Origin of the sequence: Thalassospira sp. GO-4 (genome assembly GCF_023588965.1) — a bacterium.
In the GTDB taxonomy this organism is placed as follows: domain Bacteria; phylum Pseudomonadota; class Alphaproteobacteria; order Rhodospirillales; family Thalassospiraceae; genus Thalassospira; species Thalassospira povalilytica.
Window position 1 is genome coordinate 1,414,919 of record NZ_CP097807.1, and the last position, 12,010, is coordinate 1,426,928.

Below are 12,010 nucleotides of genomic sequence, written 5' to 3' on the forward strand. Positions count from 1 at the left end.
AAAACTCCCGAGGCTCGGCTATTTAAACGCCTTGAAAACCAGCGAGGCATTGGTGCCACCAAAGCCGAACGAGTTCGACAGGGCAACATTGACCTTGCGCTGTTTGGCTTCAAGCGGAACCAGATCGATCCCCTTGCAGGCTTCGGACGGATTACGCAGGTTCAGGGTCGGCGGAACGACACCTTCATGGATCGCAAGGATCGAGAACACTGCTTCAATCGCACCCGCAGCCCCCAGAAGGTGGCCGGTTGCCGATTTGGTCGAAGACATCGACAGCTTGGTTGCGTGATCACCAAACAGGCGCTTGACCGCACCCAGTTCGATTTCATCGCCCAGCGGAGTCGACGTACCATGTGCGTTGACATAGTCGACGTCTTCCGGGTTCACACCAGCGTTGCGAAGCGCATTACGCATGGAGCGGAAACCACCATTGCCGTCTTCTGCCGGTGCGGTGATGTGATATGCATCGCCGGACATGCCATAGCCGCCAACTTCTGCATAAATCTTCGCACCACGTGCTTTGGCATGTTCGTATTCTTCAAGAACGACACAGCCGGCACCTTCGCCCATGACAAAACCGTCACGGCCTTCATCCCACGGACGGGATGCTTCGGTCGGGGTGTCGTTGTAACCGGTCGAAAGAGCACGGGCAGCAGCAAAACCAGCCATGCCAAGACGGCAAACAGCAGCTTCTGCACCACCGGCCACCATGACGTCGGCATCGCCAAGCATGATCATGCGCGATGCATCGCCAATGGCGTGCGCACCGGTCGAACATGCGGTCACGACAGCATGGTTCGGGCCTTTAAGACCGTGTTTGATCGAAACCTGACCAGAAACCAGGTTGATCAGGCAGGACGGAATGAAGAACGGACTGACACGGCGGGTCTTGCCGTTATTCACAAGATCCGAAGCATCCGCAATTTTCGGCAGACCACCGATACCCGAACCAATCAGAACGCCGGTGGCTTCCTGATCTTCGTCGGTTTCCGGTTTCCAGCCCGAGTCAGCGAGTGCCTGATCTGCTGCGGCAATACCATAGACGATGAAATCGTCCATTTTCTTCATGTCTTTGATCGAGACATGATCTTCCGCGTTGAACAGTCCTTCACCCTCACCGCGCGGCACGAGGCCTGCGATTTTGGCAGGGATATCGGACACATCGAAAGTATCGATGCCCTTGATGCCGGATTGGCTGTTCAGCAGTTTCTGCCAAGTGATCTGAGCACCGCTAGCAAGCGGCGTTACAGCACCAAGTCCGGTAACAACTACGCGTCTCATCCCGCATTACGCCTTTATTTTATGAATCCAGCAAAGACGAAAAGGGCGCCTGAGGATGCCCTCCGGCGCCCATGTCTCACGGCAAGATTAGCCGTTCGCCTTTTCGATGAAGTCGATCGCGTCTTTGACGGTCAGAATCTTTTCAGCCGCGTCGTCCGGAATCTCGCAACCGAATTCTTCTTCAAACGCCATAACCAGCTCGACGGTGTCCAGGCTATCTGCGCCAAGATCGTCGATGAAGCTTGCGTTTTCAGTGACCTTGTCTTCTTCAACACCGAGGTGCTCGACAACGATCTTCTTCACGCGATCTGCGACATCACTCATAGCTCAAATCCTTCAATAGGTTTTCTGTCAGTTAGTGTTCACGTGGTGCCCGTTTACTCCCCCTATTGAAGGACCTCCCGGGAACCGGAAACCGACAACATACAATTGCCGATTTCAATATTTGGTATAGCGGCCCCTTTTAAACAGAAAAGAAGGCAACCCGCAACGGGTTAAATCATCGCCATTCCGCCGTTCACATGCAAGGTCTGTCCCGTGACATAAGCTGCTTCGTCACTTGCGAGATACAGAACCGCTGCTGCGATCTCTTTGCTGTCGCCCATGCGACCTGCCGGAATGCCACCCAAAAGCTTCTCTTTCTGGGCGTCTCCGAGTTCTTCGGTCATTGCCGTGGTAATGAAACCAGGCGCAACACAGTTCACCGTGATCCCGCGCGCGGCAACTTCCTGTGCCAGCGACTTCGACCAGCCGATCATGCCGGCCTTGGCAGCGGCATAGTTGGTCTGCCCCGGGTTACCGGTAACACCGACAATCGAGGTGATGTTGATGATACGGCCGTGACGGCGTTTCATCATGCCGCGCAGCGAATTGCGCGCAAGCTTGAAAGCAGACGTCAGGTTGACATCAAGAACCGCCTGCCAGTCTTCGTCTTTCAGACGCATGGCAAGCTGGTCGCGCGTAATGCCCGCATTGTTGACCAGAATATCAAGCTGACCACCAAGGGCCTCTTCGGCATTCTTGATCAGACCATCAACAGATGCGGAATCCGAAAGGTTCGCCGGAACCACAACAGCATTGTCGCCGATCTCGGATGCGACTGCTTCGAGGCGTTCCTGACGGGTGCCCGACAAGGCAACTTTTGCACCGGCAGCTGCCAGAACCTTGGCGATTTCACCGCCGATACCGCCGGTCGCACCGGTTACCAGTGCTGTTTTGCCTGCAAGATCAAACATTAACTTTCTTTCCCTTTTGGGTTCGTCTTTTCCCGGAACGCGATCAAAGCGCGCCGAGGAATGCTTCGATATCTGCCGGACCATTGACGGCGGTGCCGCTCAGATCACGATCAATACGACGGACCATGCCAGTCAGAACCTTGCCTGCGCCGATCTCGACCAGCTCGGTAATGCCCTGTTCTTTCATGTAAAGAACCGACTCACGCCAACGCACTGTGCCGCAAACCTGCTCCACAAGGAGTTTACGAATGGTTTCCGGATTGTCAGTTTTTTCTGCTGTGACGTTTGCAACAACCGGTTTTGCCGGTGCATTCATCGCCACAGTTCCAAGCGCCTCGGCCATACGATCCGCGGCGGGCTGCATCAGCGGGCAATGGAACGGTGCGGAAACCGGCAGCAGGACGGCGCGTTTCGCGCCCTTTTCCTTGGCGATTTCAATAGCGCGTTCAACCGCGGCCTTGTGGCCCGACACAACGACCTGACCATTTGCATTGTCGTTTGCCGCCGTGCAGACATCACCCTGTGCGGCTTCTTCGGCAACGGCAACCGCATCGGCATAATCAAGGCCCAGAAGGGCCGCCATCGCGCCAACACCGACCGGCACGGCAGCCTGCATGGCCTGGCCACGGATTTTCAGAAGACGGGCCGCATCCGCAATGGCAAAGGTGCCCGCAGCAGCAAGGGCGGAATATTCACCAAGCGAATGACCGGCAACCAGATCGCACTTGTCGGTCAGCGTAAAACCGCCTTCCTTTTCAAGAACACGGGTAACGGCAAGGCTGACAGCCATCAGGGCCGGCTGCGCGTTCTCCGTCAGGGTCAGTTCGTTTTCCGGTCCTTCGAACATCAATGCGCTGAGCTTCTGTGAAAGCGCGTCATCAACTTCCTGGAAAACTTCGCGGGCAACCGGAAATGCATCTGCCAGTTCCTTGCCCATACCTACCGCTTGCGACCCCTGACCGGGGAAAACGAGTGCGCGTGTCATTATCTCAAATATACCTTTGTAAGCTTATGCGAAGGCTGCGCCGTATGTCGGCCCCTCAAAATCGAGCCACCCTTGATAGCGTGCCCGCCTCCACTGTCAAGAACAGATACGGTTTTTTACTCATCGCGTGCGAACCTCGCCAACAAGGTGGCACGGAAATTCATGATTTCAAGTCAAAAGGCAGCAACCATGTATGACATGTTTGCTGCCTTTCTTGAAGGATTGCCTATCATGCATTGCACAATCGCAACTGCGACCGCCAAGGCCTAGCCGATATAGTGCTGCATGCTCGACACCACGCTATCGGCGATGTGGGATTTCGTGATCACGCCGCAAACATCATCCTGGCGGGGCACGCCACGACATGGTTTGACCACAACAGCGGCCCGGGCCTTGCGGCGTTCCATGCGCTTGATGACGTCATACATGTTCATGTCATCGACCACGACAACAAAGTCCTCGCCAATCAGTTCCTTGAGCGCCTTGTTACCCTTGTCACCGGCCACCGAAAACAGCGCGGTCACATCCGGGATCACACCGGCGATCCGGTCCCCTTCGATGACGATCATCGGGTTGGGTTCCGGCGACGGACCGACCTTGTCGATAACTTCCAAAACCCGAAGTGCGGCATCGGCATAAAGCTGTTTGGTGGTCATGACCTCGCGCACCGGATGGACCATGAACATGTTGCTGTGGCGTTCCTTGGGAATATGACGTCCGCGCAGCACCAATTTTGACGTATAGATCGTCTCGCTGATGATCATGCGACGGAAGCCAAGCGCGATCGCCACCGCCACAATCAGCGGCACTATTATATTATAGTCACGCGTCATCTCGAAAATCATGATGATCGCCGTCATCGCCGCACCGGTACCCGCGGCAACAACACCGCCCATGCCAACCAGGGCAAACTCGACCGGGGTAATCCCCGCATCTGGGAAGATCATGTTGCCGACAACACCGCACGCCGCACCAAGGGTCGCGCCGACAAACAGGGACGGCGAAAACACCCCGCCCGATGCGCCGGAACCGATACTGACCGATGTCGCATACAGCTTGGCAAAGAACAGAACCACCAGCAGCGGCAAGGATGTCATTGTCCCGCGCAGGATATGCTGGATCGTGCCATAGCCGACACCGTCGATATAATAGTTGCCGCCCGTCAGCAGCAGCACATACATCAGAATGCCGACTGACAGCATTCCGACCGCATGACGGGTATAGTCATTGCCCGGCATCTTTTTAAAGAACGCCCCGGTAATCAGCATCGAACGGATCAGCATCCAGGCGGCAATGCCGCACAAAACACCAAGAATGACATAGACAACAAGTGCCTGAAGATCGATTGCCGAAACTTGCGGAACAGCGGCAAGCGGCACCTCAAAGGCCGGCGCCAACCCGAACGATATCCGCCCGATATAGGTCGCAGCCCCGGTTGCAATCACCACCGGAAGGAAGGTTCGCGTCGAAACTTCGGGCATCATCAGTTCAATCGCAAACAGCACCGCCCCAAGTGGCGTGTTGAAGGTTGCAGCAATCCCGGCCCCGGCCCCGGCGGCAAGAAGGGTGATGCGCTGCCCGGTCTGAAGCTTGAACATCTGCGCGATACTTGATCCAAGCGCCGAGCCGACCTGAATGATCGGACCTTCGCGCCCGACAGACGCGCCGGTCCCGATAGACAACGAAGATGCAACCGACTTGACCAACGCCACCGTCGGGCGAATACGGCCCTGTTCGAAATAAATGGCGTTCATCACCTCGGGCACACCGTGGCCTTTGGCCTCGGGCGCGAAGTTATTCACAAGAAACACAACCAGCATACCGCCAAGAACCGGCACCAGAATGACCAACGGGCCCCAGTTGCTCGGCTCGGTCAGAAGGTTCGCGTCGTAATCGATCGAAAAGACACCGAAAAAGGCGATGTTATGGATCAGTGCTACCAGTGCGCGAAAGGCAACGGCACCATATCCGGTGACAATTCCGACGCACAGCGCCAGCAAACATAAATTGAGCAACGATGCACGGCGTGAAGACGCCGCATCAATAGAAGGTTCTACCATCACTAACCACAAGTATTGAGACAAGGTTCACGAACCGGCATTCAAGGAGTGCATCACGCGCCCCGAACAGATCGACCATCCCTGTGGTTGAACAGAAATGACCAACAGGTCGCGTGGGTTACCGGCCCGACATATGTCAAAAGGCCTACTCTCTTGAACTTTTTGTTTCAAGTGTGAACCAGTTCACGCATATCGGCCCTCAGGAAAGCGCAACACTGGCACAACACCCCCGAACGGGTCCGGGCCAAGACAAATCAACGCGTCGCACCGATTTCGGCACCCATACGCCCGACTGTGGAAAACTTGCATTTGGCGTTGCACTAATGGGCGAAAAGTGTATATTCCGCCGTCTCACGGCTCCTTGCCGGGATTGCCCGGCTATGCCTGCATGACATGAGGTCATGTCAGGAAGAGATAAGCCACAAGGAGTGATTAGGAGTATTATGAGCAAGTACGAAAGCGTGTTTATCGCACGTCAGGACTTCTCGACTGCACAGGTCGAAAGCCTGAACGAAAAGCTGACCCAGACCATCGAAGGTCTCGGTGGCAAGATCGCTAAAACCGAATATTGGGGTCTGCGTTCCCTGGCATACCGTGTCAAAAAGAACCGCAAAGGCCACTATACTCTCTTCCAGATCGAAGCTGAAAAAGATGTGATCGCGGAATATGAGCGTCAGATGCGCCTGAACGAAGACGTTCTGCGTCAGATGACTGTCAAGGTTGACGAGTTCGAAGAAGAACAGTCTGCCATTCTGCGTAACCGCGACGAGCGCGGCGGTCGTGGCGGTAATCGCCGTGGCGGTCCCCGTCAGCACGGCTAACAGATAGCGAGGAGATATAATCATGGCTGGACGTCGTCTGTTTTTCCGTCGTCGCAAAACCTGCCCGTTCTCGGGTGATGATGCGCCGAAGATCGACTACAAAGATGTCAAACTGCTGCAGCGTTTCGTTTCCGAACGCGGCAAAATCGTTCCGAGCCGTATCACTGCGGTTTCGGCCAAGAAGCAGCGCGAACTGGCAAAAGCCATCAAACGTGCACGCTTCCTGGCGCTGCTGCCTTACGCAGACCAGGTCTGAGGCAGTCGGCAAGAGACCCTTTTGCGGTCTCGGCCGGGAGTAAATGATGCAACGTGATACCCTCATAGCAATTGGTTCAGGACTTGGCAGTGCCGTTCTGTTCCTGTTGGTCCTATCAGGAAATCCGCTTGCTCTTTTGCTCTCATATTTCGGGCATTTGCCTTTGTTCCTGACGGGACTTTGGCAGGGACCCAAACGCCTGCTGGTTGCGGCAATTGCCGCATGCAGTGCCCTTGTTCTTTTTGGGGGACTGCTGCCTTTCACGGTCTTTGTGATCGTGTTTGCCGGACCGGCGATGTTGTTGACCCGCATGGCGCTGGTCATCCGGAAAGATGAAAATGGCAATCTTGCCTTTCTGCCGTCCGGAATTGTCGTCAGTGCCATGGCCGTCATGGTCGCAACGGTAATGATCTTCATTACCGGGACCCTGTCGGCGGAAGGTCTGGACATTCAGGATCTTATCGCAAGGTTCCTGAGCCAGATGTACTCGGAAATGGGTGTCCCTATGACATCCGATGTTCAGGGTCTGATTGGCATGTTCCAGGTTTACTTCCCGGCGATTGCTGCGGTGAGCTGGCTTTTGATGCTGTTCGCCAATGCTGCAATCGCACAGGCAATTCTGGTGCGCGCAGGCAAAAACCTGCGTCCGACACCGAAAATGGCGTCTTTCGCCTTGCCTGGCTGGTCACTGTTTGCGTTCGCCCTGGCCGGGTTTACGGTCGGCTTTGCCGATGGATCCCTGGCCTATGTGGCGCGAAACGTCGCGGTGGTGCTGGCAGTGCCGTTCCTGTTTCAGGGATTGGCGCTGGTGCATGGGCAGGCAGCCCGATGGCCGCAAAAACGTATGATACTGACGGTGTTTTACATCGTCGCGGTTCTGTCCAGCTGGTCGTTTATTGCGATCACCGGACTTGGAATTGTTGAGCATTTAATCAGGCTGCGGGGGAAAGAACCGATGACCCGTAGCAATGAGGAGGATCGGTGATGGAAGTTATTCTGCTCCAGCGGGTAGAAAAACTCGGTCAGATGGGTGACGTAGTCTCCGTCAAGCCGGGCCACGCCCGCAACCGCTTGCTGCCGCAGGGCATGGCCCTTCGTGCAACCAAAGCAAACCTTTCTGTGTTCGAAGCACAGAAAGCACAGCTCGAAGCTGACAACCTGGAACGCCGCAAAGAAGCCGAAGCGGTTGCCGAGAAGATGGGTGAACTTGCTGTTACCCTCGTTCGTCAGGCATCCGACGTCGGTCAGCTTTACGGTTCGGTTACCGCACGCGACATCGCGACCGCAGTTACCGAAGCTGGTTTCACTGTTGCCCGTACCCAGGTCGTTCTTGATCAGCCGATCAAGACCCTTGGTCTGCACCAGGTCAAAATAAACCTGCACCCGGAAGTTGCTATCGAAGTAACCGCCAACGTTGCACGTTCCGAAGAAGATGCAGAAGAGCAGCTCCGTAAAGGCGCCGCTGTTCTTGGCACCATCGAGGAAGCAGAAGCAGAAGAAGCTCTGGAAGCTGCAGAAGAACTCTTCGAAGAAGAAGTTCCGGCTGAGCTTGCTGACGAAGCTGCTGAAGGCGAAGAAGAAACCAACGCTTAATTGCGGGTTTTCTTCCAAGACCATTCGGGAAACGGCATGTCCGCAAGGACGTGCCGTTTTCTTTTGGTCTCCTTATGCCCCGACAGCGCCCGGACCGGATTTTGAGTGCACTTTCAAAAACCTGTCGGATGTACGACCTCTGCGCTTGCGGAATACCGGCTATGAGTTATACCGATTAACTCTTTGCGACCAACCGGATGACTGATACCTTTTCCGCCCATGACAGATCCCAATCTTGATGCCCTTTTTGCTCCTCTGGATATGAACCACGGCGACGACGCCGATATGGTGCTCGAACGTATGGCTCCCCATAACTTCGAGGCAGAGGCCGCCCTTCTTGGCGCAATCCTGAACAACAACGCCGCCTATGAGCGCGTGTCGGATATCCTGCGCCCGGAACATTTCGCAGACGGGCGCCATGGCCGCATTTTCGAGGCCTGTGGCAAACTGATCGAACGTGGTCAGCTTGCCAACCCGGTTACGCTCAAGGCCTATTTCAAACAGGACGAGGAACTGGCAGAAATCGGCGGCGCGCAATATCTGGCCGAACTGTCAAACAACCTTGTTTCCGTGATCAATGCCGGGGATTACGGCAAACTGATCTATGACCTGTATCTGCGCCGCGAGCTGATCGAGCTTGGCGAAGATGTGGTCAACGAGGCCTATAAATACGAACTCGATACCGACGCCACCACCCAGATCGAAAAAGCCGAACAGAAACTGTTCTCGCTGGCGACTGCAGGGGCCGCGGAATCGGGCTTTGTTGCCTTTGGCCCGGCCCTTGCCAAGGCCTATGAGAATATCGATCACGCCTATAAGAACGCCGGGCGCGTTGTTGGCGTGACCACGGGCTTGCGTGACATTGACCGCAAGCTTGGCGGTTTGCACCCGTCCGACTTGCTGATCCTTGCCGGTCGTCCGTCGATGGGTAAAACCGCCCTTGCCATGAACGTGGCCTTCAACGCGGCGATTGCATCCCATCAGAACCGGCTGGCGGGCGAAGACACCCGCGATGAAACCCGTACCGGTGCGGTTGCCGTATTCTCCCTTGAGATGGCGGCAGAGCAGCTGGCCGGTCGTCTGCTGTCGCAGGCAGCCGAGGTCTCGGGCGATAACATGCGCCGTGGTGACCTTAACGAACAGGATTTCGAACGGCTGCTTTTGGCAACCCAGGAACTCAACACCGTTCCGCTTTATATCGACGATACGCCGGCCCTGCCGGTATCGACGCTACGAACCCGTTGCCGCCGACTAAAGCGTCAGCACGGCCTTGCCATGATCGTCGTCGATTACCTCCAGCTTCTGGCACCGCCGACCAACTTCCGCGGCGATGGCCGTGTGCAGGAAGTCTCGGAAATTACCCGTATGCTCAAGGCCATTGCCAAGGAGCTTGAAGTTCCGGTCCTGGCCCTGTCACAGCTTTCGCGTGCGGTTGAACAGCGTGACGACAAACGCCCGCAGCTTTCTGACTTGCGTGAATCCGGCTCGATCGAGCAGGACGCCGACGTCGTGATGTTCATTTACCGCGAACAATATTATCTCGAACGTGCCGAACCGGCCCAGCGCCCGGAAGAAGCCACCGACAAGTTCGGTGAACGCTATGCGCAGTGGCAGGAACGTTTGAACCATGTTTACAACACCGCAGAGGTAATCGTTGCCAAGCAGCGTCACGGCCCGGTGGGCAACGTGCGCCTGTTCTTTGACGGGAACTACACCAAGTTTGGCGATCTTGATCACACTGAAGAAGAATATGAATAGGGTTTGGGCCAGCGCCCATCCGTAAACGGATTCCACGGGGTATTACGAATGACCGTTCTTCCCGCCGTCGGCCGTGCTGCCGAGTGCGCGGAACTGCAGATCAATTTGAAAGCAGTTGCCGACAACTATCAACGTCTGACCAAACGCTATACCGGGCGCACCTGTGGTGCCGTGGTAAAGGCGGATGCCTATGGTCTTGGCGCCAACACCATCGTTCCGGTCCTGAAAAAGCAGGGATGCCGATTGTTCTTCGTGGCACAGGCCAACGAAGCAGCCGAACTGTTCCCGGTTCTGCGCGGCGGCGGACGGATTGCCGTTCTGAACGGTGTGTTGCCCGGTGACGAAGAATTCTTCATCGAAAATGACGTGATCCCGGTGCTCAATGATCTCGAACAGATCGAACGCTGGTCCAATCTGTGCCGGGAATATGAACGCCCTGCCCCGGCATTCATCCATCTTGATACCGGCATGAGCCGCCTTGGCCTGACGCCGCTTGATGTCAGCCATCTGGTCGACCGTTATTCATCGCTTCTGTACGGGTTTGAAAAAGCCGGTTACATGACCCATCCGGTCGCCGCCGACGAGGCCGGAAACCCGATCACCAAGGAACAGTATGACCTGTTCATGAAATGGTATCGTCGCCTGCCCCCGGCACCGCGCGGTTTCTGCAATTCATCGGCGATCTTCCGTGACAACGAATATCATCTTGAATTCTGCCGTCCGGGCTTTGCACTTTGGGGCGGCAACCCGACGCCGGAAACCACCAACCCGATGCGGTCAGTCGTTACCCTCAAGGCCAAGGTCTTGCAGGTACGTGATATTGATGAACCGCAAACCGTCGGTTACGGCGCATCCTGGCAGGCAAAACGCAAAACAAAAATCGCAACCATTGCTGTCGGCTATGCCGATGGCTGGCTGCGGTCGCTTTCGAATTCGGGCAAACTTCTGATCAAGGGGCATGCCGTTCCCTATGTCGGGCGGGTTTCGATGGATGCGATCACGGTTGATATCACCGACCTTCCGGGCAAGCCGCTTAAGGCTGGCGACATGGTATCGCTTCTTGATGACAAGATGACGGTTGACGATGTCGCATCTGCTGCTGGTACAATCGGTTATGAAATTCTAACTTCGCTTGGACATCGCTATCGGCGGGTTTATACAGAAAGCTGATCCATAAAAACTGGCCGAACCACCGGACAATACAATCTTGGCGGGCCGATAACAGGGGACTTCGAAGTACAGATGCCGATCTTTGCGCCGGTTGGGCATATCTTTTTGACCTTTTTGGCCCTTGTTGGTCGCGTGACGGTGTTTGCAGGTCGGACAATTGGCCACATGGTCACCCCGCCGATCTATTTTCGCCTGATCTTCAAACAGATGCGTGAAATCGGCTATTTCTCTTTGCCGGTTGTCGCCATGACCACCCTGTTTGCCGGGATGGTTCTTGCCCTGCAATCCTATTCGGGGTTCTCGCGCTTTTCAGCCGAAAGTGCGGTTGCCACCGTGGTTGTCATTTCCATGACCCGCGAACTGGGACCGGTTCTGGCCGGTCTTATGGTTGCGGGCCGTGTCGGTGCGGCGATTGCAGCTGAAATCGGTACCATGCGCGTTACCGAACAGATCGACGCATTGGTCACGCTTTCGACCAATCCGTTCAAATATCTGGTGGTTCCGCGCGTTGTCGCGGGTCTGGTTACCCTGCCCGTGCTTGTTCTGATCGGCGATATCATCGGGGTGCTTGGCGGATATCTGGTCGGGGTCAACAAACTTGGCTTTAATGACGGGTCCTATATCCGCAATACGTTCCAGTATCTTGAACAGCTTGATGTGATTTCCGGTCTGGTGAAGGCCGCCGTATTCGGCTTTATCATCACGCTGATGGGCTGCTATCACGGCTATCATTCGCGTGGCGGTGCACAGGGTGTCGGTCAGGCGACGACCAATGCGGTTGTTTCAAGCTCCATCCTGATCCTGATTTCGAACTATATCGTCACCGAACTGTTCTTTACGCGTTAAGGGCC

Annotated in this window: 12 protein-coding genes; 7 read left to right on the forward strand and 5 right to left on the reverse strand. The window is 55.7% G+C overall.

Translation table 11 applies throughout. The annotated features are described in order from the left end of the window. Positions 1 to 18: 18 nt before the first annotated feature. The 5 genes from fabF to M9H61_RS06745 all read right to left on the reverse strand — a co-directional run bounded on the left by fabF (position 19) and on the right by M9H61_RS06745 (position 5,561). Positions 19 to 1,281, reverse strand: a complete 1,263-nt coding sequence (gene fabF / locus M9H61_RS06725; protein WP_068518607.1) for a beta-ketoacyl-ACP synthase II — start codon at positions 1,279 to 1,281, stop codon at positions 19 to 21. Between the two features lie 87 nt (positions 1,282 to 1,368). Continuing rightward, positions 1,369 to 1,605 (reverse strand): acyl carrier protein, encoded by a 237-nt coding sequence (locus tag M9H61_RS06730; RefSeq protein ID WP_007090351.1) that lies wholly within the window; start codon positions 1,603 to 1,605, stop codon positions 1,369 to 1,371. A gap of 170 nt (positions 1,606 to 1,775) precedes the next feature. Then, positions 1,776 to 2,516: a 3-oxoacyl-[acyl-carrier-protein] reductase gene (gene fabG, locus M9H61_RS06735; protein ID WP_101247709.1), complete on the reverse strand. Its 741-nt coding sequence runs from the start codon at positions 2,514 to 2,516 to the stop codon at positions 1,776 to 1,778. A gap of 43 nt (positions 2,517 to 2,559) precedes the next feature. Beyond that, positions 2,560 to 3,501 (reverse strand): ACP S-malonyltransferase, encoded by a 942-nt coding sequence (gene fabD, locus M9H61_RS06740; protein ID WP_068518609.1) that lies wholly within the window; start codon positions 3,499 to 3,501, stop codon positions 2,560 to 2,562. Positions 3,502 to 3,767: 266 nt separating this feature from the next. Further along, positions 3,768 to 5,561, reverse strand: a complete 1,794-nt coding sequence (locus tag M9H61_RS06745) for a chloride channel protein (protein ID WP_250284086.1) — start codon at positions 5,559 to 5,561, stop codon at positions 3,768 to 3,770. Positions 5,562 to 6,004: 443 nt separating this feature from the next. Here M9H61_RS06745 and rpsF point away from each other — a divergent pair, with 443 nt between their 5' ends. From rpsF to M9H61_RS06780, 7 genes are all read left to right on the forward strand, one after another. Then, complete coding sequence (gene rpsF, locus M9H61_RS06750) at positions 6,005 to 6,382, forward strand: 30S ribosomal protein S6 (protein ID WP_068518611.1); 378 nt, start codon at positions 6,005 to 6,007, stop codon at positions 6,380 to 6,382. Between the two features lie 16 nt (positions 6,383 to 6,398). Then, a complete protein-coding gene (gene rpsR / locus M9H61_RS06755; RefSeq protein ID WP_197460813.1) occupies positions 6,399 to 6,638 on the forward strand; it encodes a 30S ribosomal protein S18 in 240 nt (79 codons plus the stop codon). 46 nt (positions 6,639 to 6,684) lie between these two features. After that, positions 6,685 to 7,623, forward strand: coding sequence for a DUF2232 domain-containing protein (locus M9H61_RS06760; protein WP_068518739.1), 939 nt, complete (start codon positions 6,685 to 6,687; stop codon positions 7,621 to 7,623). Then, positions 7,623 to 8,231 (forward strand): 50S ribosomal protein L9, encoded by a 609-nt coding sequence (gene rplI, locus M9H61_RS06765; RefSeq protein ID WP_068518612.1) that lies wholly within the window; start codon positions 7,623 to 7,625, stop codon positions 8,229 to 8,231. The genes M9H61_RS06760 and rplI overlap by 1 nt, the downstream gene beginning before the upstream one ends. Positions 8,232 to 8,450: 219 nt before the next feature. Further along, a complete protein-coding gene (locus M9H61_RS06770) occupies positions 8,451 to 9,989 on the forward strand; it encodes a replicative DNA helicase (protein WP_068518613.1) in 1,539 nt (512 codons plus the stop codon). A gap of 48 nt (positions 9,990 to 10,037) precedes the next feature. Next, entirely contained in the window at positions 10,038 to 11,159 is a 1,122-nt protein-coding gene (gene alr / locus M9H61_RS06775; protein WP_068518614.1) for an alanine racemase, read from the forward strand. Between the two features lie 72 nt (positions 11,160 to 11,231). Next, positions 11,232 to 12,005 (forward strand): ABC transporter permease, encoded by a 774-nt coding sequence (locus tag M9H61_RS06780; RefSeq protein WP_068518615.1) that lies wholly within the window; start codon positions 11,232 to 11,234, stop codon positions 12,003 to 12,005. The last annotated feature ends 5 nt before the right edge of the window (positions 12,006 to 12,010 follow it).